The sequence below is a fragment of the Streptomyces sp. NPDC092045 genome, from assembly GCF_044756005.1.
Lineage (GTDB): Bacteria > Actinomycetota > Actinomycetes > Streptomycetales > Streptomycetaceae > Streptomyces.
In genome coordinates this window covers 29,749-54,455 of sequence record NZ_JBIVSC010000006.1, presented here as the reverse complement: position 1 = coordinate 54,455, position 24,707 = coordinate 29,749, and the positions used below count along the sequence as shown (strand labels likewise).

Annotated in this window: 24 protein-coding genes and 1 pseudogene; 13 read left to right on the top strand and 12 right to left on the bottom strand. The window is 74.3% G+C overall.

The window, feature by feature from the left end:
- Nucleotides 1-28: 28 nt before the first annotated feature.
- The 3 genes from dapF to miaA form a co-directional block, all read right to left on the bottom strand.
- Nucleotides 29-946, bottom strand: coding sequence for a diaminopimelate epimerase (dapF, locus tag ACIQKA_RS18260; protein WP_383153599.1), 918 nt, complete (start codon nt 944-946; stop codon nt 29-31).
- 265 nt (nt 947-1,211) lie between these two features.
- A complete protein-coding gene (locus ACIQKA_RS18255) occupies nt 1,212-1,733 on the bottom strand; it encodes a hypothetical protein (RefSeq protein ID WP_383153684.1) in 522 nt (173 codons plus the stop codon).
- A 108-nt stretch (nt 1,734-1,841) separates the two neighbouring features.
- Nucleotides 1,842-2,780, bottom strand: a complete 939-nt coding sequence (gene miaA, locus ACIQKA_RS18250; protein ID WP_383433773.1) for a tRNA (adenosine(37)-N6)-dimethylallyltransferase MiaA — start codon at nt 2,778-2,780, stop codon at nt 1,842-1,844.
- Nucleotides 2,781-3,158: 378 nt separating this feature from the next.
- Between miaA and ACIQKA_RS18245 the strand changes: the two genes are divergently transcribed.
- Nucleotides 3,159-3,506 carry an antitoxin gene (locus ACIQKA_RS18245; protein WP_383433776.1) on the top strand — a complete coding sequence of 116 codons (348 nt, stop codon included), beginning with the start codon at nt 3,159-3,161 and terminating at the stop codon, nt 3,504-3,506.
- Nucleotides 3,507-3,608: 102 nt separating this feature from the next.
- Here the strand turns inward: ACIQKA_RS18245 and ACIQKA_RS18240 are convergent, their stop codons facing one another.
- From ACIQKA_RS18240 to ACIQKA_RS18225, 4 genes are all read right to left on the bottom strand, one after another.
- Nucleotides 3,609-4,316 (bottom strand): class III extradiol dioxygenase subunit B-like domain-containing protein, encoded by a 708-nt coding sequence (locus tag ACIQKA_RS18240; protein WP_383154592.1) that lies wholly within the window; start codon nt 4,314-4,316, stop codon nt 3,609-3,611.
- 289 nt (nt 4,317-4,605) lie between these two features.
- Nucleotides 4,606-6,129 carry a tRNA (N6-isopentenyl adenosine(37)-C2)-methylthiotransferase MiaB gene (gene miaB, locus ACIQKA_RS18235; RefSeq protein WP_402541510.1) on the bottom strand — a complete coding sequence of 508 codons (1,524 nt, stop codon included), beginning with the start codon at nt 6,127-6,129 and terminating at the stop codon, nt 4,606-4,608.
- Between the two features lie 288 nt (nt 6,130-6,417).
- Nucleotides 6,418-7,371 (bottom strand): DMT family transporter, encoded by a 954-nt coding sequence (locus tag ACIQKA_RS18230; protein ID WP_402541508.1) that lies wholly within the window; start codon nt 7,369-7,371, stop codon nt 6,418-6,420.
- Nucleotides 7,372-7,754: 383 nt separating this feature from the next.
- Nucleotides 7,755-8,687: a LysR family transcriptional regulator gene (locus tag ACIQKA_RS18225; RefSeq protein WP_383447002.1), complete on the bottom strand. Its 933-nt coding sequence runs from the start codon at nt 8,685-8,687 to the stop codon at nt 7,755-7,757.
- A 658-nt stretch (nt 8,688-9,345) separates the two neighbouring features.
- Between ACIQKA_RS18225 and ACIQKA_RS18220 the strand changes: the two genes are divergently transcribed.
- Nucleotides 9,346-10,344 carry a TAXI family TRAP transporter solute-binding subunit gene (locus tag ACIQKA_RS18220; RefSeq protein WP_383154603.1) on the top strand — a complete coding sequence of 333 codons (999 nt, stop codon included), beginning with the start codon at nt 9,346-9,348 and terminating at the stop codon, nt 10,342-10,344.
- Here ACIQKA_RS18220 and ACIQKA_RS18215 read toward each other — a convergent pair.
- Both ACIQKA_RS18215 and ACIQKA_RS18210 read right to left on the bottom strand, forming a co-directional pair.
- The gene (locus tag ACIQKA_RS18215; protein WP_402541506.1) at nt 10,323-11,744 is read right to left on the bottom strand and encodes an ATP-binding protein; all 1,422 of its coding nucleotides are present in this window, start codon (nt 11,742-11,744) and stop codon (nt 10,323-10,325) included. The two genes, ACIQKA_RS18220 and ACIQKA_RS18215, sit on opposite strands and share 22 nt — an antisense overlap.
- Before the next feature lie 18 nt (nt 11,745-11,762).
- Nucleotides 11,763-12,476, bottom strand: a complete 714-nt coding sequence (locus ACIQKA_RS18210; RefSeq protein ID WP_383364988.1) for a response regulator transcription factor — start codon at nt 12,474-12,476, stop codon at nt 11,763-11,765.
- Between the two features lie 336 nt (nt 12,477-12,812).
- Between ACIQKA_RS18210 and ACIQKA_RS18205 the strand changes: the two genes are divergently transcribed.
- The 8 genes from ACIQKA_RS18205 to ACIQKA_RS18170 all read left to right on the top strand — a co-directional run bounded on the left by ACIQKA_RS18205 (nt 12,813) and on the right by ACIQKA_RS18170 (nt 19,561).
- On the top strand, nt 12,813-13,622 hold the full coding sequence (locus ACIQKA_RS18205) for an amino acid ABC transporter ATP-binding protein (protein WP_383154612.1): 810 nt from the start codon (nt 12,813-12,815) through the stop codon (nt 13,620-13,622).
- 53 nt (nt 13,623-13,675) lie between these two features.
- Nucleotides 13,676-14,497 (top strand): glutamate ABC transporter substrate-binding protein, encoded by an 822-nt coding sequence (locus ACIQKA_RS18200; RefSeq protein ID WP_383154615.1) that lies wholly within the window; start codon nt 13,676-13,678, stop codon nt 14,495-14,497.
- A gap of 120 nt (nt 14,498-14,617) precedes the next feature.
- On the top strand, nt 14,618-15,292 hold the full coding sequence (locus ACIQKA_RS18195; RefSeq protein ID WP_383154617.1) for an amino acid ABC transporter permease: 675 nt from the start codon (nt 14,618-14,620) through the stop codon (nt 15,290-15,292).
- Nucleotides 15,289-16,179 carry an amino acid ABC transporter permease gene (locus ACIQKA_RS18190; protein WP_383435582.1) on the top strand — a complete coding sequence of 297 codons (891 nt, stop codon included), beginning with the start codon at nt 15,289-15,291 and terminating at the stop codon, nt 16,177-16,179. The genes ACIQKA_RS18195 and ACIQKA_RS18190 overlap by 4 nt, the downstream gene beginning before the upstream one ends.
- Before the next feature lie 406 nt (nt 16,180-16,585).
- Nucleotides 16,586-18,298 (top strand): FAD-dependent monooxygenase, encoded by a 1,713-nt coding sequence (locus ACIQKA_RS18185; RefSeq protein WP_383154620.1) that lies wholly within the window; start codon nt 16,586-16,588, stop codon nt 18,296-18,298.
- Nucleotides 18,299-18,369: 71 nt separating this feature from the next.
- Nucleotides 18,370-18,417: a hypothetical protein gene (locus ACIQKA_RS18180; RefSeq protein ID WP_311314449.1), complete on the top strand. Its 48-nt coding sequence runs from the start codon at nt 18,370-18,372 to the stop codon at nt 18,415-18,417.
- 131 nt (nt 18,418-18,548) lie between these two features.
- Entirely contained in the window at nt 18,549-19,097 is a 549-nt protein-coding gene (locus ACIQKA_RS18175; RefSeq protein WP_383447045.1) for a cysteine dioxygenase, read from the top strand.
- Between the two features lie 38 nt (nt 19,098-19,135).
- Entirely contained in the window at nt 19,136-19,561 is a 426-nt protein-coding gene (locus tag ACIQKA_RS18170) for a rhodanese-like domain-containing protein (RefSeq protein ID WP_383154676.1), read from the top strand.
- A gap of 136 nt (nt 19,562-19,697) precedes the next feature.
- Here the strand turns inward: ACIQKA_RS18170 and recX are convergent, their stop codons facing one another.
- Nucleotides 19,698-20,264 carry a recombination regulator RecX gene (recX, locus tag ACIQKA_RS18165; RefSeq protein WP_383154622.1) on the bottom strand — a complete coding sequence of 189 codons (567 nt, stop codon included), beginning with the start codon at nt 20,262-20,264 and terminating at the stop codon, nt 19,698-19,700.
- Between the two features lie 4 nt (nt 20,265-20,268).
- On the bottom strand, nt 20,269-21,402 hold the full coding sequence (gene recA / locus ACIQKA_RS18160; RefSeq protein ID WP_376240816.1) for a recombinase RecA: 1,134 nt from the start codon (nt 21,400-21,402) through the stop codon (nt 20,269-20,271).
- 244 nt (nt 21,403-21,646) lie between these two features.
- Here recA and ACIQKA_RS18155 point away from each other — a divergent pair, with 244 nt between their 5' ends.
- Nucleotides 21,647-22,114, top strand: coding sequence for an NUDIX hydrolase (locus ACIQKA_RS18155; RefSeq protein ID WP_383435591.1), 468 nt, complete (start codon nt 21,647-21,649; stop codon nt 22,112-22,114).
- A gap of 73 nt (nt 22,115-22,187) precedes the next feature.
- The gene (locus ACIQKA_RS18150) at nt 22,188-22,631 is read left to right on the top strand and encodes a hypothetical protein (protein ID WP_402541504.1); all 444 of its coding nucleotides are present in this window, start codon (nt 22,188-22,190) and stop codon (nt 22,629-22,631) included.
- 238 nt (nt 22,632-22,869) lie between these two features.
- On the opposite strand, the gene ACIQKA_RS18145 is transcribed toward ACIQKA_RS18150, so the two are convergent.
- Nucleotides 22,870-23,646 (bottom strand): SGNH/GDSL hydrolase family protein, encoded by a 777-nt coding sequence (locus ACIQKA_RS18145; RefSeq protein ID WP_383435597.1) that lies wholly within the window; start codon nt 23,644-23,646, stop codon nt 22,870-22,872.
- A 139-nt stretch (nt 23,647-23,785) separates the two neighbouring features.
- On the opposite strand from ACIQKA_RS18145, the pseudogene ACIQKA_RS18140 reads away from it, so the two are divergent.
- Nucleotides 23,786-24,562, top strand: a pseudogene (locus ACIQKA_RS18140) (sensor histidine kinase); the annotation flags it as partial.
- Nucleotides 24,563-24,707: the final 145 nt, after the last annotated feature.

Sequence of the window (24,707 nt, the reverse complement as noted above, 5' to 3'; positions counted from 1 at the left end):
GAATCGGATCACCCATTCGAGCGATAATTCAGCCGTTGACAGTTTCGATTCCGGGGGCTGCGGCGTTCGCGGGGCCCTCGGCCAGCCAGGCGGGGTCGACGGTGCCCTCGGCGACGATGACGGCCGGACCGGTCATGTCGATCCGCCCGTCGGGGTGCTCGGTGATGACCAGGGTCCCGCCGAGGACGTCGACGGTGTACGTGACGGGGGTGCCGGTCTCCGCGGGGTCGGCGCCGTCCCGGCGGGCGGCGGCGACGGCGACGGCGCACGCGCCCGTGCCGCAGGAGCGGGTCTCGGCGGCGCCGCGCTCGTGGACCCGCATGGCGACGTGGCGGGGGCCCCGGTCGACGACGAACTCGATGTTGACCCCGTCCGGGTAGACCGCAGCGGGCGCGTAGGCCGGCTCGGTGAACAGGGTTCCGGCGTGGTCGAGGTCCTCGACGAAGGCGACCGCGTGGGGGTTGCCCATGTTCACGTTGCGGGAGGGCCAGCTGCGGCCGTCGACGGTGATCGTGGCGGCGGCCCCGGGGAGGACCGCGCGGCCCATGGCCACGGTGACGGAGCCGTCCTTGTCGAGGTGGACGCGCTTGGTCCCGCCGCGGGTGGCGACGGCCACCTCGCCGGCGGTGACGTGTCCGGCGTGCTCCAGGTAGCGGGCGAAGACCCGGACCCCGTTGCCGCACATCTCGGCGACCGAGCCGTCGGCGTTGCGGTAGTCCATGAACCACTCGGCCTCGTCGGCCAGGTGCCGGGCCTCGGGGTGGGCGGCACTGCGCACGACGTGCAGCAGCCCGTCGCCCCCGATGCCGGCCCGCCGGTCGCAGAGCCGGGCGACGGCGGCGGGGGGCAGGTCGAGGGCGTTCTCCGCGTCGGGGACGATCACGAAGTCGTTCTCGGTGCCGTGGCCCTTGAGGAAACGGAGCGGGGAGGTCTGCGCGCTGGTCACGAGATCAACTGTACGGGGCGGGGGCGCGCGGGTGCCGCGGGGCGGGGGCGGCGGGGGCGGGACGGGACACGCGGGTGCCGCTCGGCACGGGTGCGGTGGATGCGGGGCCGGGGCGTACGGAACCCCCCGGCGCGGATGCGGGGCCGGGGCCTACGGACCCCGGGGCGTACGGAACCCCCCGGCGCGGGTGCGGTGGACACGGGGCCGGGGCCTACCGGTCCCGAGGCATACGGAATCCGGGGCGTACGGATCCCCCGGCGCGGGTTCAGCGGAGGCGGGCCACGCGCCAGACGGCGAGGGCCACCAGGGCCCCGATGGTCGCCACGTACAGGGCGAGGACGCGCCAGTCGGGGCGCTCGCCGGAGCCGCGCGCCGGGAGGCCGGGCCAGGTGTGGCCGACCTTGCGGGCGGCCATCACGCCCCAGCCCGCCGCGCAGGAGCTGATGAGCAGGCCGAGCATGGCGACGACGGCGCCGCCGTCCCCGGAGCCGAAGGCGAGCGGGAAGGCGAACATCAGCGAGCCGACGGCGGCGAGGCCCACGATCGGGGCGAGCTGCCAGATCCGCAGCCGCCGCTGGGGGCGCAGCTCGACCTCGACCTCGTCGGCGTCCACCTCGACGGCGGTGCCGACCGCGTCGTCGGGGCCGTCCGGGGTCAGCCCCGGGGTCCCGACCGGAGCGTCGTCCGCCGGATGCCCGGGGCGTCCGGGGGCGTCACCCGACGGGTCCGCCGCCGGGTCGCCCAGGACCGCCTCGTGCTGTTCTCTGTCGCGAGGGCCGGCCTCCATCGCCACGCGCCCTCCCCACTCGGACTCCACTTGGTCGATCGATGCTCGATGATGGCACGCTCCCGACCGCCGGAATGACGGGCAGGGCGTCCCGATGCCATCACGTGATCAGGCTGTAACCGCTCGTTCGACCAACGAGAGCGCCTCTCGCGGGAGTTCTCTCCGGTGCTCGGCGGCGCCGCTGAGCCAGTGCACGCGCGGGTCGCGGCGGAACCAGGAGTCCTGACGTCGGGCGAAACGCTTGGTGGCCCGCACGGTCTCGGCGCGCGCCTCGTCCTCGGTGCACTCCCCCGCGAGCGCCGCGAGGACCTGCTGGTAGCCGAGGGCGCGGGCGGCGGTGCGGCCCTCGCGCAGGCCCCGCGCCTCCAGGGCGCGCACCTCGTCGACGAGTCCGGCCTCCCACATCCGGTCCACGCGCGTGGTGATCCGTTCGTCGAGCTCGGGGCGGGCCACGTCGACGCCGATCTGGACGGTGTCGTAGACGGAGTCGGGGCCGGGGAGGTTGGCGGTGAAGGGCTTGCCGGTGATCTCGATCACTTCGAGGGCCCGGACGATGCGGCGTCCGTTGCTGGGCAGGATGGCGCGGGCCGCCCCGGGGTCGGCCTCGGCGAGCCGGGCGTGCAGGACGCCGGAGCCGCGCTCGTCGAGCTCGGCCTCCAGGCGGGCCCGGACGGCGGGGTCGGTGCCGGGGAACTCCAGGGCGTCGACGGCCCCCCGCACGTAGAGGCCGGAGCCGCCGACGAGGACCGGGGTGCGGCCGGCGGCGAGCAGCCGGTCGATCTCGGCGCGGGCGAGGCGCTGGTACTCGGCGACGCTGGCGGCCTCGGTGACGTCCCAGATGTCGAGGAGGTGGTGCGGGACGTCGCCGCGCTCCTCGGGCGCCAGTTTGGCGGTCCCGATGTCCATCCCCCGGTAGAGCTGCATCGAGTCGGCGTTGACGACCTCGCCGCCGAGCTGCTGGGCCAGGAACACACCCAGATCGGACTTTCCGGCTGCCGTGGGGCCGACGACGGCGATGACCCGCGGGGCGGGAGCTGCGCTTCTCACCGCCCCAGTCTCGCAAACCTCGCACCCCGTCCCCGAACGAGCTACGTGACGGGCCCCCTCCGGCCTCGTTGCCCCGTACGCGGCGCCCGGGCGCCGGTCGTCGCGGGGCCCCTTCCCTCCGAGTAGGGTGAGGAGTGGATATGGGTGTTTTGGCAAGTTTTTGCCATAGGTTCCCGCCCCAGGACCTGTCCGACGGCGCAGGAAGACGGACGCGGTCGCGCGTTCCGCCGGAGAAGCGTGAGTTCTTCGGGGGAGAACGGGAAAGCGGACCGTGCGGAGGGCGCCGAGGCGGCCGAAGGCGCGCAGGCAGGCCCCCGGGTGCTGGGGGCAGGACACGAAGGACGGGCCCGTGAGGGTCCGCGGAGGGAAGGTGCCCCCATGGGTCTCATGGATTCGCTGAAGGCCAAGCTCGCCCCGGCCAAGGAGAAGGTCGCCGATCTGGCGCACCAGCACGGGGACAAGATCGACCAGGGCCTGGACAAGGCCGCGAAGGTGGTCGACGAGAGGACCAAGGGCAAGTACAGCGACAAGATCCACTCCGGTACGGGCAAGGCGAAGGAAGCGATCGACCGGATGGGCCACAAGGACGGCGGCGCTCCGGGGAGCGACGGCGCGCCGGGTGCCGGCGGCACGCCCGGGACCGGCGGCACGCCGGGCAGCGGTGGTGCGCCCGGGACCGGTGGGGCTCCCGGGACCGGTGGCGTGACGCCGCCGCCGGCCGCCTGACGGTTTCCCCTGCGCCGGTTCCCCGGCGAGACGGCGGACGGCCGCGGAGCCATGTGGCTGCGCGGCCGTCCGCCGTCGTGTCCGGGCCGTTTCCGGGGTCGTTCAGGACCAGGCCGCGACGACGTACTCCACCCCGTAGGGGTCGTCCTCGTGGAGCAGCCGGCCGTCGAGTCCGGCGCCCTCGGCGGCGCCCGCGAGGACCTGCCAGGGGGCGCGGCCGGACGCCTTCAGCTCGTGCGCGAGCCCTGCGTCGAGGGCGAGCAGCGCGGGCACGTCGGCCCCGGCGAGCGCGCGGACGGCCTCCGCGTCGAAGCCGGCGGCCCGTTCGTCGAGGTATCCGGGGGCCTTCACCGTCCGGCAGGCGCTGCCGTCGCCCATCACGAGGAGAGCGACGCGGTCGGCGGAGCCGGCGAGCTCGCGGCCGGTTCCCGCGCAGGTTTCGGCCGGGGTCCGCTCCCCCACCCCCCGTCCTTCGACGGGCGCGCCGGCCCAGCGGGCCCGGTCGAGGAGCCAGGCCCCGACGGCGAGGGGGGCGGGGAGGGGACGTTCGCCGGCCGGGCCGTCGCCGAGGCGTACGGAGAGGTCGACGCCGAATCCGGCGAAGGAGCCCGTGGCGCCGGCCGGGAAGACCCCGTCGGCGCCGTCGGCCACGGGCCCGACGACGTACAGCCGGTCCGGGCGGGCGGCGGCGAGCAGTCCGACGGCGTCCGCGCAGGCGGCCCGCACGGCGTCCAGCTCGGGGGCGGCGCCGGTCGAGACCTCGGGCACGAGGAGCGGCGGGCAGGGGCAGACGGCTGCGGCGACAAGCATGATCCGCACCTTACTGCGCCGGGCCGGTGCGGTCCGGGGAAGGCCCCTGGTGCGCCCGGGACCGGGCGGGCCCGGGGACGGCGAGCCCCCGGGCCCTCGGTCCCCGGACCGAAACGGCCCCAGGAGCGACGGACCCGGAACGGCACGCCCCCGGACAGGCACGACCGCCGGGCTCGACGGGCCCCGGCCGACACGGCCCTTGCGACCGGCACAGCTCCGGGGCCGGGACCGGCACGGCCCCGGCCCCGGCGGATCCGAACCGCCGGGGCCGGGGTCGCCGGGCCTCAGGTCAGTGGCTCGCCCCGCAGGCCGGGGCGTCGGCCGCCGGGAGGGGGGCCGGGACGCCGATCTTGGGGAGGCCGAGCAGGACGCCCTTCGGCCTCTCGGCGGTGCGCTTCTCCCAGGCGTCGCCCGCGCGGGTGCGGCGCACCGACGCGACCGGTCCCTCGGCGAGGAGGTGGTGCGGGGCGGCGTAGGTGATCTCGACGGTCACGACGTCGCCGGGGCGCACGTCCCCGTCCGGCTTGGTGAAGTGGACGAGCCGGTTGTCGGGGGCGCGGCCCGAGAGGCGGTCGGTGGCGCCGTCCTTGCGGCCCTCGCCCTCGGCGACCATGACCTCCAGGACGCGGCCGACCTGCTTCTTGTTCTCCTCCCAGGAGATCTCCTCCTGGAGCGCGACGAGCCGCATGTAGCGGTCCTGCACGACCTCCTTGGGGATCTGCCCCTCCATCTCGGCCGCCGGGGTCCCGGGACGCTTGGAGTACTGGAAGGTGAAGGCGTTCGCGAAGCGGGCCTCGCGGACGGTGTGCATCGTCTGCTGGAAGTCCTCCTCGGTCTCGCCGGGGAAGCCCACGATGATGTCGGTGGAGATGGCCGCGTGCGGGATGGCAGCGCGGACCTTCTCGATGATGCCGAGGAAGCGCTCCTGGCGGTACGAGCGGCGCATCGCCCGGAGGACCGTGTCCGAGCCGGACTGGAGCGGCATGTGGAGTTGCGGCATGACGTTCGGGGTCTCGGCCATCGCCGCGATCACGTCGTCGGTGAAGTCGCGGGGGTGCGGGGAGGTGAAGCGGACCCGCTCCAGGCCCTCGATCTGCCCGCAGGCGCGCAGCAGCTTGGAGAAGGCCTCGCGGTCGCCGAGGTCGGAGCCGTACGCGTTGACGTTCTGGCCGAGCAGGGTGATCTCGGAGACGCCCTCGGCGACCAGCGCCTCGATCTCGGCGAGGATGTCGCCGGGGCGGCGGTCCTCCTCCTTGCCGCGCAGGGCCGGGACGATGCAGAAGGTGCAGGTGTTGTTGCAGCCGACGGAGATCGAGACCCAGGCGGCGTACGCGGACTCGCGGCGGGTCGGCAGCGTGGAGGGGAAGGCCTCCAGGGACTCGGCGATCTCGATCTGCGCCTCCTCCTGGACGCGGGCGCGCTCCAGGAGGACCGGCAGCTTGCCGATGTTGTGCGTGCCGAAGACCACGTCGACCCACGGGGCCTTCTTGACGATGGTGTCGCGGTCCTTCTGGGCGAGGCAGCCGCCGACGGCGATCTGCATGCCCGGGCGGGTGGTCTTCATCGGGGCGAGCCGGCCGAGGTTGCCGTACAGCTTGTTGTCGGCGTTCTCGCGGACCGCGCACGTGTTGAAGACGACGACGTCGGCGTCGCCGTCGGCGCCCTTGGGGGCCCGTACGTAACCCGCCTCCTCCAGCAGACCGGAGAGCCGCTCGGAGTCGTGGACGTTCATCTGGCACCCGTAGGTGCGGATCTCATAGGTCTTGGTGCCGTCAACGCTCACTGCGGTGCTCCGGTCGCTGCTGCTCGTCATGCGTCAAGGGTAGGCGGTCCGGGGCGGCCGCCGTCCCGGCGGCCGGACCGTCCGCGTCCCCCGCCGGGCGGTCGGGCGGTCGGGCGGCGGACCAGGGCGACGAGGGCCTCGCGCTCGGTCGTGTCCCGTCCTGCCCGACGGCACCGCAATCGGGTCGCGGGCGTCCCCGGCACACGTGCGGTACGCACCGAACGGCGCCCCGCCCCGCCGGGGGCCGGCAGCCCCCCGTACCCCTCGAACCGGTCGGCCGCGAAGGCCGTGCGCGTCCCCCGGCTCCGGCGCCGGGGATCAATCGGCGGGTCCGGCGGTCTGCGTGCGGGCCTCCGGAGCCGGCCGTGCGGCCGGTTCGGGCGCCTTCCCCTCCGCCGCCGGGCGCGGCCCGCGCCGGAGCAGGACGGTGGCCGCGAGGACCGCCGCCGCGCCCAGCCACACGGTCGGGCCGAGCGGTTCGCGCAGCACCGCGGCGCCGAGCACCACGGCCACGGCGGTCATCAGATAGGCGACGGTGGAGGCGACCGCGGCACCGTCCTTGACGATCAGCTCGAAGTTGAGCAGCGCGGCGAAGCCGGTGCAGACCACGCCGAGGACGAGGACCGAGACCACCGAGTCGGCGCGCCAGGTGACGTCCTGGAGGCCCAGGAACGGAAAGACGGCCAGGAGCAGCACGGTGGCCGCGCCGAGCTGGCCGCCCGCGAGCGTCAGGGGCGGAATGCCCCTCCCCACCAGGAACCTGCCCGCGTACGCGAAGCCGGCGCCGAAGCTGACCGAGCCGAGGACGAAGCAGAGGACGCTCCAACCGCTGCCGGTCGGGGCGGAGTTCCACGGGGAGGCGATGAGCGCGGTGCCGCCGAGCCCGATCAGGACGCCGCCCGCCTCGAAGCCGGAGATCCGCTTCTCCCGGCCGAGCAGCAGCGCGGTGGCCAGGGTCCAGATCGGGGCGCTGCCGTTGACGACGGCGGCGACGCCGCTGGAGCCCTCGACCTCCCCCTCCGCGTACAGGGTCCAGGGGATCGCGTTGCCGAGGAGCGCGGCCACGGTCAGATGGCCCCAGACGGCCTTCTCCTTCGGCAGCCGCAGGCCCCTCGCGCGTCCGATGGCGAGGAGGACGGCGGCGCCGAGCGCGAGCCGGGCGAGGACCGTCTGCACGGGCGAGAAGCCGTACCCGGCGATCTTGATCCACAGGAAGACGGAGCCCCAGACGAGGCTCAGCGCGGCCAGTCGCGCGCAGGTGGCTTGGGACATGGGTGTTCCCGCTCTCCGGAGGGGCTCGCCGGCGGACAAGGGAAAGAGGAGGAAGGAAGGAGGAGGGTGACGCGCGGAAGGGTCCGCGGTACGGCGACGAGCCTCGCACCGGCGCCCGGGCGGGATCCAGCAACGTCTGCTGGACGGTACCTTCCACGATCCGTGGAGGGTCGCGCGCCGGAGGGGACGGAGGCCGGGCGGAGGACGGGGTCGCCGGGGCGGGGGCCGGTCCGACGGCGGGGTCACCAGGCCGCCGGGGCGGGAGCCGGTCCGAAACGGCAGGGTCACCGGGCCGCCGGGGCGGGAGCCGGTCCGAAACGGCAGGGTCACCGGTCCGGCGGCCGGTCAGGCCGACGCCGCAGGGTCACCGGTCCGGTGGCCGGTCAGGCCGACACGGCCGCCCTGGCGACGGTGCGCAGCGCGTCCAGGACGGCGGCGATCTCCGGAGAGGTCTGGCTGCCCTCCCGTACGGCCGCGAAGACCGTCCGGGCGGGGGCGCGCTCGCTGAACGCGCGGATCGTCACCCCGGGCCCCGGGGCCGGCCCGGCCAGGCGCGGGACGAGCGCGACCCCGAGGCCGAGCCGGACCGCCGCGAGCGTGGCGTCCCAGTCGCCGATGGCGTGGGAGGCCCGCGGGGTGAACCCGGCGGCCGTGCACGCGGCCACGCCGATGTCGTGGCACATGCCGGTGGTGGCGAAGATCCAGGTCTCCTCGGCGAGGTCGGCGAGGAGCAGCCGGGGGCTTCCGAGGAGCCGGTGGCCCTCGGGGAGGGCGACGTCGAAGGGGTCCTCGCAGAGCGGGATCCGGTGGAAGCGCCCGTCGGGGCGGCCGTCGCCGTCCACCGGGCCCGGGTTCCGGGCGGTGTCGGCGGAGACGACGACGTCGGTCTCGCCGCGGTGCAGCAGGGAGAAGCTCTCCGGCGGGTCGACCTCGGCCAGCGAGGTGCGCAGCAGCGGCCGGGTCTCCCGCAGCCGGGCCACGGCGGGCAGGACGAGCGCCGAGAGGGTGGTGGAGAAGCCGGCCACGGCCACCTCGCCGTGCTCGCCGCTCCGGTGCGCGGCGAGGTCCGCGCGCATCTGCTCGATCTGGGCGAAGACGGCGTCGGCGTGCCGGAGCACGATCCGCGCGGCCCCCGTGAGCCGCAGCCGGCGCCCGGAGGGCTCGGTGAGCGGAACGCCCAACTCCCGTGCCAGGGCGCTGATCTGCTGGGAGACGGCCTGCGGGGTGAGGTGGAGCGCCCGGGCGGCGGCGCTGACGGTGCCGCGTTCGCCGAGTTCCCTCAGTACGCGGAGCTTCCGCAGGTCCGGATCGGCCACGTCCCGCTCCCCCTCCCGCCTCCGAGGGGGCGCCCCGACGGCCGACCGCCCCTCGCCCATCGTACGAAGCCGTCGCCGGTGCGGGATCGCGGGAGCACGGGGTCGCCGACCGCCGACCGCCTGCGGCCCGCAGCGCGGAAGGGGACGGGGGCCCGGGATTCCCGTCTCCCTGGCCGGGCCCGTTCACCGTCGTGCGCGTCCCGGCCGGGAGCGGGGAAGTGCGCCGCCGCCGGGACCCGGGAAGTGCGCCGCCGCCGGGGCCGGGGAAGTGCGCCGCCCCACCGCGGCGGGGTGAGGCGGGACGGGGGCGGGCGGGAGCGGTGCGTTCGGAGGGGGACGCCAGGGGCGGACAGGGGACTGTCCTCAAGATCACCGAACGCCTCCCGACGCTAACCGCCGGGGCACCACCGCCCCGGCAGGACACACGGCGCGGCCCGCGCCGCCGGGAGCGCTCACCGCTTCGGCGGAGCGCACTCCGCACCCGGGGGCGCGGGCGGCTCCGGGCGTCCCCGGTCGTGCTCGGCCGTACGTGGCCGTACGTGGCCGTACGTGGTCGTACGTGGTCGTGCTCGGCCGTACGTGGCCGTCACCGGTCGCCCCCCGGTCGCCCCCCGTCGTCCCTGGCCAGGAGCGGCGGCGGACTGGCAGGATCGACCCCATGTTCGCCTCCCTCTCCCGCGCCGCCCGCCGCCGTGCCCTGGTGGTCGGGGCCGCGCTGCTCGCGGTGTGCGGGATGCTGGTGTGGTGGCTGGTCCCCTTCGGCTCCCCCGTGCCCAGCGGTTCGGTCACCTTCAGCACGGGCGTCCCCACCGGCGTGTACCAGCGGTACGGGAACCTCCTCAAGCACGCCCTGGCCCAGGACCTGCCCGAGGTGTCGATACGGCTCACGGACAGCGAGGGCTCCCAGCAGAACCTGGCGCGGGTGGCGTCGGGCGAGGCGGACTTCACCATCGCCACCGCCGACGCGGTGGCCCAGTACCAGCGCGAGCGCCGGCCCGGTTTCGAGCGGCTGCGCGGTTGCGCCCGGCTGTACGACGACTACGTGCAGCTCGTGGTCCGCAAGGGGTCGTCGCTGCAGAAGGTGCAGGACCTGAAGGGCCTGCGGGTCGGCGTGGGCCAGGACGGGTCGGGCGTGCGGCTGATCGCGGACCGGGTCCTCGCGGCGGCGGGCCTGGCCCCCGTGCGGGACGTGAAGGCGGTCCCGGCGGGCATCGACACGATGCCGGGGCGTTTGGAACGCGGCGAGCTGGACGCCTTCTTCTGGTCGGGCGGACTGCCCACCGAGGCGGTGCAGAAGCTGTCCGAGCGGGCCTCGGTCCGGCTGATCCCGCTGGACGAGGAGCTGGTCGACCAGCTGCACGACGTCGGCGAGTCGACCCGCCACTACCGTGCGGCGGTGATCCCGGCCGACGCGTACGCGAAGGCGCAGGACGGGCAGCGGGTGGACACGCTGGCCGTGGCGAACCTCCTGGTCACCACGGAGGAGGCCGACGCGGACCTGGTGGAGGGCTTCACCCGTACGGTGATCAGGAGCAGGGACGGGATCGGCCGCCAGGTCCATCCGGCCCAGCTGGTGGACCTGCGCACCGCCGTCTACACGGACCCCCTGGAACTCCACGAGGGCGCCCGCCGCTACTACCGCTCGGTGAAGCCCTGATCCTGCGCCTCCGCGGGCGCGTGCCGGGGGACGGTGACGGTGACCCGCAGGCCGTGCGGTGCGTTCGGGGTGAAGGCGACCCCGCCGCCGCCCGCCATCAGCAGGACGCGGGCGATGGAGAGGCCGAGGCCCGAGCCCTTGACGTTCTGGTGGCGGCCGGAGCGCCAGAAGCGGTCCCCGATCCGGCCCAGCTCCTCGTCCGTGAGGCCGGGCCCGTGGTCGGCGACGACGACGGCGACGTCCGTCCGGTCCGGGACGACCGTGACCGTGACCTCCTCGCCGGCCGGGGTGAACTTCAGCGCGTTGTCGATCACCGCGTCGAGGGCGCTGGAGAGGGCCACCGGGTCCGCCCAGGCCGTGACCGCCCCGCACTCCCCCTCCAGGGCGACGCCCTTGTCCTCGGCGACCGGACGCCAGGAGGCGACCCGCTCGGCGGTCAGCGCGCCGACGTCGGTGAGCCTGAGCTCGGCCGCCGCGTGCTCGGCGAGGGCCAGGTCGAGGAGGTCGTCGAGGACCTGGGCGAGGCGCTTGCCCTCGGTCCGTACGGAGGCGATCTCCTCGTTCCCCTCGGGCAGCTCCAGGGCGAGCAGCTCGATCCGCAGGAGCAGTGCGGCGAGCGGGTTGCGGAGCTGGTGGGAGGCGTCGGCGACGAAGGCCCGCTGCTGTTCGAGCGCCTCCTCGACGTTGTCGGCCATCTCGTTGAAGGAGTGCGCGAGGCGCCGCAGCTCGGGCGGGCCCCCGGTGGCGGCGACCCGGGAGTTCATCCGGCCGGTGGCGATGTCGTGGGTGACGGCGTCGAGGACGCGGACCGGTCGCAGCACCCAGCCGGTGAGCCGGAAGGCCGCGCCGACGGCGAGCAGCATCGCGGCGGCCTCGCCCGCGAAGATCAGCAGCCAGCCGCGCAGGATGCGGGAGCGGAGCTGGCCGGTGGGCGAGTCGGTGACGACGACGGCGACGACGTCGCCGTCCCGGACGACCGGGGAGGCGATGGTGAGCCGCGCGTCGGGCTGCCAGGGCCACACCTGGGGCGGGTCGTGGCTGCGGCGCCCGAGCAGCGCCTCGCCGAAGGCGCGCCGGCCCTCCCCGTCGTACGGGACGACCCAGTCCTCGGGGGCGGCGGCCATGGCGCGGTTGTCGCGGTAGAAGATCCCGGCCCGGATGCCGTACACGTCGTGGTAGCTGGCGAGTTCGCCGCCGAGCACGGCGCGCCGCTCGTCGGTGCCGAAGCGGCGCTCGTCGACGAACTGGGCGAGGGCGGCGAAGCGCGCGGCGTCGTCGAGCCGGTCGACGACGACCCGCTGCTGCTCGGAGGCGGCGAGGCTGGCGGCGAGCGGGAAGCCGAGGGCGAGCAGCACGCCGGCCATGAGGACGATGAGCAGCGGGAGGAGTCGGGTGCGCACGGAGGGACCGCCGGGCGGTTACGCGGCGGGGGCGACCAGGCGGTAGCCGACGCCCCGCACGGTCTCGATCAGGGCGGGCATCCGCAGCTTGGAGCGCAGGGAGGCCACGTGCACCTCCAGGGTGCGGCCGGTCCCCTCCCAACTGGTGTGCCAGACCTCGCTGATGATCTGCTCGCGGCGGAAGACGACGCCGGGCCGCTGGGCGAGGAGGGCGAGGAGGTCGAACTCCTTGCGGGTGAGCTGGACGCTCTCGCCCTCGACGCTGACCCGGCGGGTGGGCAGCTCGATGGTGACGGAGCCGAGCCGCAGCCGGGTCCCGTCGGCGGTCCCGGCGCTCCCGCCGGTCTCCTCGGGGCCGGTGCTGCGCCGGCTGACGGCGTGGATGCGGGCGAGGAGCTCGCCGGGGTCGTAGGGCTTGACGACGTAGTCGTCGGCGCCGAGGTTGAGGCCGTGGATGCGGGAGCGCACGTCGCCGCGTGCGGTCACCATGATCACCGGGGTGGTGGTGAGCTTCCGGATCCGGCCGCAGACCTGGTAGCCGTCCTGGTCGGGCAGGCCGAGGTCGAGCAGGATCACCCCGTAGGAGGGGCGCTCGCCGTGCGCGGTGGGCAGGACGGCCTGGAGCGCCTCCTCGCCGTTGCGGGCGTGGGTGACGGCGAAGCCGTGCTTCGCGAGGATCGCGGAGAGGGCGGCGGCGACGTGGTCGTCGTCCTCCACGAGCAGCAGTCGCACGCGTACCTCCTCCGTGATCTTCCGTGTCGTTCGCGCTGTTCGCGCTGTTCACGCCGTTTCCGCGGCGCTCGCGCCGGGCGCCGGGCGCCCGTGCCGGGTCTCTGTGTACCAGGTGGTACCAGAGCATGAACACCGCACGCGGGCGTCACAGTCAAGTGTCCTCCCGTTACGCGGGCGTTTCCGTGATGCACCTGGTACGGCACCCGGTGTCGCCTTCACGCGGTGTGTCCGGTTGCGGCCGGATCGTTATCCTCAATTTCCGCTCAGATGTGATGACGCTCATCACATCGGGTCTCTAGTGTCCTCCCCAACCGAGGAGGACGGAGCAAGAGGCCGATGAGCGGAGAGTCAGTGTCCAAGGAACCGAAGGACGCCCTGTCCAAGGGTTCGCAGGACACCCCGCGTGCCGCGGACGACCTGGTCGTACTGTCCGACGTGAACAAGCACTTCGGCGCACTGCATGTCCTCCAGGACATCGACCTGACGATCACCCGCGGCGAGGTCGTGGTCGTCATCGGGCCCTCGGGGTCCGGCAAGTCGACGCTGTGCCGCACGATCAACCGGCTGGAGAGCATCGACTCCGGCACCATCGCCATCGACGGCAAGCCGCTGCCGCAGGAGGGCAAGGAGCTCGCCCGGCTGCGGTCCGACGTCGGCATGGTCTTCCAGTCGTTCAACCTGTTCTCGCACAAGACGGTGCTCGAGAACGTGATGCTGGGGCAGATCAAGGTCCGCAGGACGGAGAAGAAGGCCGCCGAGGAGAAGGCGCGCGCGCTGCTCGACCGGGTGGGCGTGGGCACGCAGGCGGACAAGTACCCGGCTCAGCTCTCCGGCGGTCAGCAGCAGCGCGTGGCGATCGCCCGCGCGCTCGCGATGGACCCGAAGGTCATGCTCTTCGACGAGCCGACCTCGGCCCTCGACCCCGAGATGATCAACGAGGTCCTGGAGGTCATGCAGCAGTTGGCCCGGGACGGCATGACGATGGTGGTCGTGACCCACGAGATGGGCTTCGCGCGCTCCGCCGCCAACCGGGTCGTCTTCATGGCGGACGGGAAGATCGTCGAACAGGCCTCACCCGAGGAGTTCTTCAGCAACCCGCGCAGCGACCGCGCCAAGGACTTCCTCTCCAAGATCCTTCACCACTGAGCGCGTTCGGATCTACTCTTCCCAACTCACGCCTACGCAAGGGACTTTCCTCGATGAAGCTTCGCAACACCTCCGCCGCCGCCGCGGCCGTCGTCCTGCTCGCGCTGACCGCGACGGCCTGTGGTGGCGGGTCCGACTCCGGGAGCAACGGCGACAAGATCACCATCGGCATCAAGTTCGACCAGCCCGGCCTGGGCCTGAAGACCCCGGACGGCAAGTACGCCGGCTTCGACGTCGACGTCGCCCGTTACGTGGCCAAGGAGCTCGGCTACGCCGAGGACAAGATCAACTTCAAGCAGGCGCCGAGCGCCGAGCGCGAGAACCTGATCAAGAACGGCGACGTGAAGTTCATCGTCGCCAGCTACTCGATCAACGACAAGCGCAAGAAGGAGGTCGACTTCGCCGGTCCGTACTTCCTGGCCCACCAGGACCTGCTCGTGCGCGCCGACGACACCTCGATCACCAAGGTCGAGGACCTCAACTCCAAGAAGCTCTGCTCGGTCACCGGCTCGACCTCCGCGCAGAACGTCCGCGACAAGCTCGCCCCGAAGGCCGACCTGCGCCAGCTCGGCGGTTACTCCGAGTGCCTGACCGGCCTGGAGAACAAGCGCGTCGACGCCCTCACCACCGACGACTCCATCCTCGCGGGCTACGCCGCGCAGAAGGAGAACCAGGGCAAGTTCAAGCTGGCCGGTCTGCGGATGAGCGACGAGAACTACGGCATCGGCCTCAAGAAGGGCGACGACGAGCTGCGCGGCAAGATCAACAAGGCCCTGGAGAAGATGGTCTCCGACGGCACCTGGAAGAAGCTCGTCGACCAGCACTTCGGCCCCTCCGGCTACAAGGCCGAGGTCGCGCCCAAGGTCGAGGGCTGATCGACCCCGCCGCCGGTGTGACGGCCGCCCCGCACGAGGGCGGCCGTCACACCGGCACCGGCCGCCGTCCGCACGGCGGCCTCCACACCGACCGACCACCAGGGGAGAGCGCGGGGCATCGTGTTCGACTTTCTTGATTCCGGGCAGTACGACCTGCTCGGCGCCTTCTGGGTGACGGCGCAACTCGCCTTCTACTCGGCGATCGGCTCGCTGGTCTGGGGCACCGCCCTGGCCGCCATGCGGGTCAGCCCGGTCCCGCTCATGCGGTCCTTCGGCACCGCGTACGTCAACCTCGTCCGGAACACCCCGCTGACCGTGGTCATCGTGGCCTGCTCGCTGGGCCTCGACCAGACCCTCGGGATCACGCTCGGCGCCGACGACTCCGAGACGATCGGCTTCCGCCTCGCGATCCTCGGACTGGTCGCGTACACCGGCACGTTCGTCTGCGAGGCGCTGCGCTCCGGCATCAACACGGTGCCGCCGGGCCAGGCCGAGGCCGCCCGCGCGCTCGGCCTGAGCTTCTTCCAGGTCCTCACCCTGGTGGTGCTCCCGCAGGCCTTCCGCGCCGCGGTGACCCCGCTCGCCAACGTCCTGATCGCCCTCACCAAGAACACCACCGTGGCGGCGGCCATCAGCGCCGCCGAGGCGGCGTTCCTGATGAAGGAGATGATCGAGAACGAGGCGGACGCGCTCTTCGCGGTCTTCGCGGTCTTCGCCTTCGGCTTCATCGTCCTGACCCTCCCCACCGGCCTCGTCCTGGGCTGGGCGGCCAAGCGACTGGCGGTGAAGCGATGAGCTCCGTCCTGTACGACAACCCCGGCCCGCGCGCCAAGCGGCGCAACGTCCTCTACACGGTCGGCTTCCTCGCGGTCCTCGCCGTGCTGGCCTGGTGGGTCCTCTCCGCCCTGAACGACAAGGGCCAGCTCTCGGCCGACAAGTGGAGCCCGTTCGTCACCGACGTCCGGGTCTGGACGACGTACCTGCTGCCCGGGCTGGTCGAGACCCTCAAGGCCGCCGCGCTCTCCATCCTGATCGCGCTGCCGCTCGGCGCCCTCCTCGGCATCGGCCGGCTCTCGGACCACCGCTGGGTGCGGGTGCCCGTCGGCACGGTCGTGGAGTTCTTCCGCGCCATTCCGGTCCTGCTCCTGATGATGTTCGCGAGCGCGATCTACCGGGAGTTCACGCCCGTCAGCTCCGACTTCCGCCCGCTGTACGCGGTCGTCACCGGCCTGGTCCTCTACAACGCCTCGGTCATCGCCGAGGTCGTCCGGGCCGGCGTCCTCTCGCTGCCCCGGGGGCAGGGCGACGCGGCCGTGGCGCTCGGCATGCGCAAGGGCCAGACCATGCTGTACGTGCTGCTGCCGCAGGCCGTGACCGTCATGCTCCCGGCCCTGGTCAGCCAGCTCGTCGTGATCGTCAAGGACACCGCGCTCGGCGGCGCCCTGCTCGGCTTCCCCGAACTGCTCAGCCAGAACCGGCAGATCACGGCCAACTACGGCGCCAACACGATCGCCACCTTCACGGTCATCGCGCTGATCTTCATCGCCCTCAACTTCGCCCTGACCACCCTGGCCGGCTGGCTGGAGCGGCGGCTGCGGCAGGGCCGGAAGACGGCCGGCGTGACCGAGAGCGCGGTCACGAAGACCGGTGAGGCCCCGGCGGAGGCCGTCAGCGGCGCGTGACCCCTCGGCGGGCCCGGCACGACGGGTCTGCGGGGGTCCCGGAACGACGAGGGGCGGGCGGAGCGGCACCGACACGAGGTCGGCCGCACCGCCCGCCTTTTCGTACGCGGTACCGCCCGGGTCACGGCGCCCCGGGTCGCGGCGCCCCGGATCACGACGTCCCGGATCACGGCCTCCCCGATCACGGCCTTCCGGATCATGGCCTTCCGGGTCCGGCGGCGAGGGCCCGGCGGCGCGCCCCCGCCGCCGTTCGCAGCACCGGCTCCAGGTCGGCCGCACCGCGCCCACCCCGTCGCTTGACGCAAGCACCCTCAATAGGTTGCATACGGTCTGTGATCAACCACCGGGCCCGTGCCACACTCGACCGTGCTGCCCTCATGACCGTCCGGCCTTCAGGAGCCGCGCCGTGGACCCGGTGATCATCGTGGGCGCGGGACCGGTCGGTCTCGCGCTCTCCCTCGCGCTCGCCGCGCAGGGCGTGCCCAGCGTCGTCCTCGACGAGGGCCCCGGCAAGGAGGAGCCCCGCCCGGCGAGGAGCGTCGTCCTGCGCGCCGACATGGCCGCGATGGTCGAGCGCCTCGGTTGCACGACCCTCCGTGACGAGGGCGTCCGCTGGGTCGGCTGGCGCGGCATGCGCCGCCGCCAGGTGGTGCGCCGGCTGGAGCTCGACCTGGGCCTCGGCGGTACGGAGGAGTGGTCCGAGGACCCCGCCGCGCCCGCCGCCCCGGCCGCCCCGCTGCACATCCCCCAGCACGCCCTGGCCCGCGGCCTGCGCGACGCCATCGCCGGGCAGAAGCTGGTCGAGCTCGTCCCCGAGGCGCGGCTCGACACCATCGAGCAGGACCGGGACGGGGTCGTCGCCCACACCCGGGGCCCGGCGGGCACCTGGTGGCGCGGCAGCCACCTCGTGGGCTGCGACGGCGCCCGCTCGACGGTGCGCAAGCTGCTCGGGATCCGCTTCCCCGGCCGCACGGCGGTGGAGCGGCACGCCGTCGCCGCGCTGCGCACCGAACTCCCCTGGCCCGGCGAGGCCCTGCTGCACCGTCAGCCGCCGTGGCGCGGCGCCGCCGAGGAGATCGGCGCCCGGCCGCTGCCGGACGGGGTGTGGCGGATCGACTGGCTGCTCCCGCCGCGCGGCGACCTGGTCACCCCGGACGCGCTGATCGCCCGCGTCCGCGAGACGCTGGCCGGCTGGTGCGACGGGACGACGCCCCCGTACGAGCTCATCGACACCGGGGTGCACACGCTGCACCACCGGCTCGCCCGCCGTTGGCGGGTCGACCGCGTCCTCCTCGCCGGGGACGCGGCGCACCTGCTCGGCGCGGTCGGCACCCAGGGGCTCGACGAGGGCCTGCGGGACGTGGACAACCTCGCCTGGAAGCTCGCCCTCACCTGGCACCACGGCGGCTCGGACCGGCTGCTCGACAGCTACCAGAGCGAGCGCCGGGCGGCCGTGGCCACCCGGCTGCGCGCGGCGGACCAGTCGCTGCCGGTGCTGCGCGGCGGCGGGGGCCTGAGGACGTACCTGCCCGGGGCCGCGCGCGGTCACGACGCCCTGCTGACCGACGGCCACGTGGGGCGCGGCCCGCTGGGCGCGCCCCCCGCGTACCCGCACTCCCCGCTCGCCCCTCCGTACGCCGACGGGCGGATCCCCGTCGGGACCCCGCCGGGCGCCCCCGTCGAGGACGTCCGCGTGACCGCTCCCGACGGCACGACCGTACGGCTCCGGGACCGGCTCGGCCGGGGCCGCCTCCTGGTCCTCCTGATCGCGCCCGGCACGGGGGTGTGGGACCGGCGCCACTGGCGGACCGCCGGCGTGATGCCCCGCCTGGAGGAGGCCGTGCGCACCCTCCCGATGCGGGCCGAGGTGCTGGTGTCGGAGTCCTACCCGGGCGCTCCGGCCCACGCCGTCCTGCTCGTGCGGCCCGACGGGCACCTCGTCGCCGCGTTCTCCGGGGTGCGGCCCGACGAGCTGCACGCGGCGGCGGACGCGGTCCGCGGCGGCCCCCTCACCGACCGGGAACCCGCCGAGATCTCCTCCGGAACGTCCTCCGGAAAGCCTGCCGGAACGTCCTCCGAGGTGTCCGTGGAGGGTGACCGCACGGCGGACATGCATTGATTCGGCCGGGGACGCGTGGTGTACTCCGGAGCGTGACCGACACCGATGTGCGCCTGTGGCGGAGGGTCCATATGGACCTCCTCCGCTATGCGGGCTGCGTGTGTCGCCCGTCCTGCTGATCTCGCCCCTCTCCCGCGCGCCCCGCCGCCCCGCCTCCCGTCCGCGTCCGCCGACGCGGTTCCGGTGTGTGCCGTGTGCCGTCGCGCGCCCTTCGCGAACCCCAGGACGGTCACCCGTGTCCCAGCACGCCATCCCCCTTCCACCCACACCCACTGCCGCCGCCCCGGCCGCCGCGCCTCCCGCGGCCGCCCCGACGGCCACCGAACTGCTCGACTTCGTCCGCCGCACGGCCGCCGACCGGGAACTGATCGCCTCCCTGCCGCTCGACCCCGAGGGCCGCACCTGGGTACGGCTCGACGGCCCCGGCGGCAGCGAGGCCTGGCTCATCGGCTGGCCGCCCGGCACCGGCACCGGCTGGCACGACCACGCCGAGTCGCAGGGCGCCTTCGCGACCGCGCGCGGGACGCTGACCGAGAACGCGCTCGCGGTCCGGCTGCCGGCGAGCGGCTGGAAGACCCTGGAACTGGCCGACGGGGTCGACCGGTCCCGCCGGCTGGGAGAGGGCGCGGGCCGGGCCTTCGGCCGCCACCACGTGCACGAGGTGCTCAACGAGTCCGAGGACACCCACGCGGTGTCGGTGCACGCCTACTATCCGCCGCTCCCGCTGATCCGGCGCTTCAGCCGGACGGGCGCGGTGCTCCGCCTCGAACAGGTCGAGCGCCCGGAGGACTGGCAGTGAGCGAGGAGCGGGAGAAGCCGGGGGAAGGGGTGGAGCGGGTGGCGGGACGGGAAGGACGGGTGACGGGACGCGTGGGCATCGACGAACTCCTGGAGCAGGTCAGGTCGGGCCTCGACCGGATCGAGCCCCGGGCCGCCCACGAGGCGTACGAAGCGGGTGACGCGCTCCTGGTGGACACGCGCTACGCGGCCCTGCGGGAACGGGACGGGCTGATCCCGGGCGCGCTGATCGTGGAGCGCAACGAGCTGGAGTGGCGGCTCGACCCGCTGGGCAGTCATCGCGCGGCGGAGGCCGACAGCCACGACCTGCGGGTGGTGGTGCTCTGCAACGAGGGCTACGCCTCCTCCCTCGCGGCCGAGTCCCTGCGTCGCCTGGGCCTGCACCGGGCGACCGACCTCATCGGAGGGTTCCAGGCCTGGAAGGCCGCCGGGCTCCCGGTCCTCCTCCCGGCGGCCCGGGGCTGACCCGGTGAACGCCCGGAACCGGACGGGCCCTTCTGTTCCTTCTGTCCCGTGCCCTTCTCCCCGGTGCCCTTCTGTCCCCCGTGGTCAGAAGGGCGCCCCTTGGGCAGAAGCCTGCCCTGGTCGAAAGGGTCCCGGATCAGAAGGGTTCGTCCAGCCCGTCCGTGTCCTCGCCCTCCGCCTCCAGCGCCTGGCGGACGACGCGGAGGGCCATGCCCTCGGGATAGCCCTTGCGGGCGAGCATGCCGGCGAGCCGCCGCAGCCGGCGGTCGCGCTCCAGGCCTCGGGTGGCGCGCAGCTTGCGGGCCACGAGTTCGCGCGCCGTGGCCTCCTCCCGCTCGGAGTCGAGCTGGTCCACCGCCTCCTGGATGAGGGTGGGCTCGACGCCCTTGGTGCGCAGCTCCCGGGCGAGGGCGCGGCGGGCGAGGCCCCGGCCGTGGTGGCGGGACTCCACCCAGGCCCCCGCGAAGGCGGCGTCGTCGATGAGCCCGACGTCCTCGAAGCGGGAGAGGACCTCTTCCGCCACCTCGTCGGGGATCTCCCGCTTGCGCAGCGCGTCGGCCAACTGCTTGCGCGTGCGGGGGGTCCCGGTAAGCAGGCGCAGGCAGATCGCCCGCGCCCGCTCGGCCGGATCCTGGGGTGACAGCTCCTTCTCGGCCCTCGACGAGTCGGGGCTGTCACCCGGCCATTCGGTACGACCGGTCACCGGTTCAGCTCTTGACCGCGGTGGCCTTGGTCGTCTTGGCGGTCTTGGCCGCGGCGGGCGCCGGGACGCTCTTGGCGTCGTCCGCACCGGTCGCGTCCGCGGCCGCCGCGTCCGCGCCCGGCTCGGCCGACAGGGCCTCGGGACGGACGCCGACGCCCAGCTTCTCCTTGATCTTCTTCTCGATCTCGTTGGCGAGGTCGGGGTTGTCCTTCAGGAAGTTGCGGGCGTTCTCCTTGCCCTGACCGAGCTGGTCGCCCTCGTAGGTGTACCAGGCACCGGCCTTGCGGACGAAGCCGTGCTCGACGCCCATGTCGATCAGGCCGCCCTCGCGGCTGATGCCCTGGCCGTAGAGGATGTCGAACTCCGCCTGCTTGAAGGGCGGGGCGACCTTGTTCTTGACGACCTTGACGCGGGTGCGGTTGCCGACCGCGTCCGTGCCGTCCTTGAGGGTCTCGATGCGGCGGATGTCGAGGCGCACCGAGGCGTAGAACTTGAGGGCGCGGCCACCGGTCGTGGTCTCCGGCGAGCCGAACATCACGCCGATCTTCTCGCGGAGCTGGTTGATGAAGATCGCGGTGGTCTTGGACTGGTTGAGCGCGCTGGTGATCTTCCGGAGGGCCTGGCTCATCAGGCGGGCCTGGAGACCCACGTGCGAGTCGCCCATCTCGCCCTCGATCTCCGCGCGCGGGACGAGCGCGGCGACGGAGTCGATGACGATCAAGTCGAGGGCGCCGGAGCGGACCAGCATGTCGACGATCTCGAGGGCCTGCTCGCCGTTGTCCGGCTGGGACAGGATGAGGTTGTCGATGTCGACGCCGAGCTTCTTGGCGTACTCGGGGTCGAGGGCGTGCTCGGCGTCGACGAAGGCGACCTGGCCGCCGGCCTTCTGCGCGTTGGCGACGGCGTGCAGGGTCAGGGTCGTCTTGCCGGAGGACTCCGGCCCGTAGATCTCGACGACGCGGCCGCGCGGCAGTCCGCCGACGCCGAGGGCGACGTCCAGGGCGGTCGAGCCGGTGGAGATCACCTCGATCGGCTCCTGGGTGCGGTCGCCCATGCGCATCACGGCGCCCTTGCCGAATTGGCGTTCAATCTGTGCGAGCGCGGCGTCGAGCGCCTTCTCGCGGTCGGTTCCTGCCATGGGTTCCACCCGGTTTGCTTGAGTCGATCGCTTCATGTGAAAGACGCTAACCCCTGCCACTGACAATGGGCCCCGGCGTCCCGCCCGCCCTGTGGAAAACCCTGCGGCAACCCCGCGATTCCAAGGGCCGGACCTCCATGAGAATGGATGTTCGATTTTAGTGTCAAGCGCGCCGCGCGGCCCGGGACCGCCCCGTCGAGAGGTCCCTCGACGGCCGGACCCGACTCCCCCAGGAGGCAGCAGGATGAGTTTCCGCCTGGCGGCGTACGCCGTGTGCGTCGAGGACGGGCGGGTGCTGCTCGCCCGTCACGTGTCGCCGGAGGGCGACTCCACCTGGACGCTCCCGGGCGGCGGGGTGGAGCACGGGGAGGATCCGTTCGACGCGGTGGTCCGGGAGGTCGCCGAGGAGACCGGCCGCGACGCGGTGGTCGAGCGCCTGCTGGGCGTGGACTCGCGGACGATCCCCGCGGCCGAGGCCCGCGCCGGCGTCGAGCACCAGAACGTGGGCGTCTTCTACCGGGTCCGCCTCGCCCCCGGCCGGCTGCGCCCCGAACCGAACGGCGGGATCGCGGAGTCGGCCTGGACCCCGCTTCCCGCCGTCGCCGCCCTGCGCCGGTCGTCCCTGGTCGACGTCGGCCTGGCCCTGGCCCGCTCCCTGCCGCCGACCGGCCACGTCGCCCCGGTCCCGGTCGGCGGCCCGATCGGGCACTGAGGACGCGGCCCGCCCGGCCCGGCCGCCGGAATCTCCGTCGCCCGGGCCGGGACGGCCCGGCAGGGTGACCGCCGTGGGTCCCGAGTCCGCGCGCGCCGAACCGCTCCGCCACCACGACCACGGCACCTCGCTCCTCCGGTTCGCCGCCCGGGCGCTCGTGGTGTGCCCGGGGTGCGGGGGCCGCGCGCTCGTCGCTCCCCGGCCCGGCCTCGCCGCGCCGAAGCACTTCACCGAGATGCTCTCCCAGCCCCACCGCCTCACCTGCGGCGGCTGCGGCGCGATCGCCGACCGGACGCGCGAGCGGGGGCGCCCCGGCCGGGTCGGCGGTGGGCCCGACGGGGCCGAGGACCCCTTCTTCCGCCGCCCGCTGTGGCTCCGGACCCGCTGCGCGGGCCGGGTGCCGTGGGCGTACGACGAGCAGCACGCCGACGCCCCCGCCGCCTACGTCGGGGCCGGCTCCGCGAGCGCCGCGCCTCCCCGACGGCGGCGATGTTCGCCCGGTCGCCGGTCTGGATGAAGTCCGCCGCCCGCCGGGACGAGGTGCCGGCCGGCTTGGCGGCCCTCCGGATCCTCGCCGGCCGCTCGGCCCCTGCCGACCGCTCCGACGCGGCCCACGAGCGCGGCGACACCTCGTGCCCTCACTGCTCGGCGCCGACGCGGTCGCCCCGGCGGCCGCCACGCGCGCGGTAGACGCCTCCAGGACGTGCCCGGAGGGCCGCCCCGGGAACGGACACGGACGGCGCCGGGGGGCCGCGTCAGCCCCGTACCACCGGCATCAGCTCCGGCCGCTTGGCCGCGCGGCCGTCGCCGGACGACCGGCCGCGCAGCCGTCGGCCCAGCCAGGGCCCCAGGAAGGCACCGGCCCAGCGCAGCTCGGCGCCGAGCCCCGAGGGGAGGGGGACGTCCGGCGGCGGCAGCGGGCGGGTCCAGGAGTCGTCGGTGCCGGGCAGGCCGAGGGACTGGGCGACGGCGGCCGCGATGCGCGCGTGGCCCAGCGGACCGGCGTGCAGCCGGTCGGGGCTCCACAGCCGGGGATCGGTGACGACCGGGTGGTGGCCGGTCTCCACCACGACGACGCCGTACCGGCCCGAGACCGCCCGGATGCGCGCGTTGAGGGCCCGCACGCGCGGGACGAGCGGCCGGGCCAGCGGGGTGATGCGGCCGACGTCGGGGAAGGTCAGGGTCGCCACGCGCGCGCCCCGCCCGGTCAGCGCGGCGAACATCTCCTCCAGGTGCCCGGCCGTCGCCTCCGCGTCGAAACCGGGCCGCAGCAGGTCGTTGAAGCCCGCGACGACCGTGGCGAAGTCCGGTTCGAGCGCGAGGGCGGGGGCGAGCTGTTCGGCGCGCACCTGCCCCGCGAGGCGGCCCCGCACGGCCAGGTTGGCGTAGAGCATGCCGGGGCTCTCGCGGGCGAGCAGCTCGGCGAGCCGGTCCGCCCAGCCGCGCAGGCCGCCGGTGTCGTCGCCGTCGCCGACCCCCTCCGTCTGACTGTCGCCCAGCGCGACGTACCGCAGAAACGTGCCGTCCGTCATCGGACCTCCGCCTTTCCTCACGGCCGAACCGGCGGGCGCACCCGCGCGCGTGCCCGCCCGCCTCCACCCTACTCACTTTCTTTACTACACAACGATACGAGTAATCTCTGGTCCCGGCCTCCGGCCTGTCCTTCGACGCATGTCCCTCCCCCACCGCGCCCCCGGCGACGGCCGTCCGTCCCCGCGCGCCGTCGACGCCCTCGTGGCGGGCGCCGTCCTGCTGGTCGTGGTGGTCTGGGCGCTCGTCGCGGGGCGCCGCGCGGACGAGCCCGCGCTCCGCGCGGTGCTCGGCCGGGCGCTCGTCGCGGCGGGCTGCGGGGTCCTGTGCTTCCGGCGTCGGCTGCAGGTCGCGGTCGCCGTCGTCACGCTGCTCGCCTGCGCCGTCTACTACCCGCTGTCCGCCCAGGACGGCCCGCTCATGATCACCTTCGCGCTCGCGCTCTACACGACCGCCGCCGAGGGGCGCTTCGCCGCCGCCGTCGCGCCCGCCGCCGTCACCCTGCTCGCGGTCGGCGCCGGCGAGGTCCGGCAGCAGCCCGGGCACCGGCAGATCGACGACACCTCGCTCGCCATGCTGGCCGGCTGGCTGATCAGGCTGGTCGCCGTGGGCCGCGCCCAGCGGACCCGGGCCGCCTACCTCCACGAGGTGGAGGAGCGGGCGCTGGCCGCCGAGCGCGAGCAGGAGGCCCGGGCCCGGCAGAGCGCCACCGAGGAGCGGCTGCGGATCGCCCGCGAGGTCCACGACGTCCTCGGCCACAGCATCTCGCTGATCACCGTGCAGTCCGGGGCCGCGCTGCACCGGCTCGGCAAGAAGCCCGCCCCCGAGGCCGGGCTCGCCACCGCGACCGAGGCCCTGGAGGCGGTGAAGGCCACCAGCAAGGACGCGCTGCGCGAGCTGCGGGCGACCCTCGGGGGGCTGCGCCGGGCCGGCGAGGCCACCCCGACGACCCCGGCCCCTTCCGGCCTCGCGCTCCTCGGCGACCTCGTCGGACGGGCCGGGCACCCGTGGCGGTCCTTCGCGCTCACCGGCGTCCTGCTCGCCGGGCTGCCGCTCCGGGCGG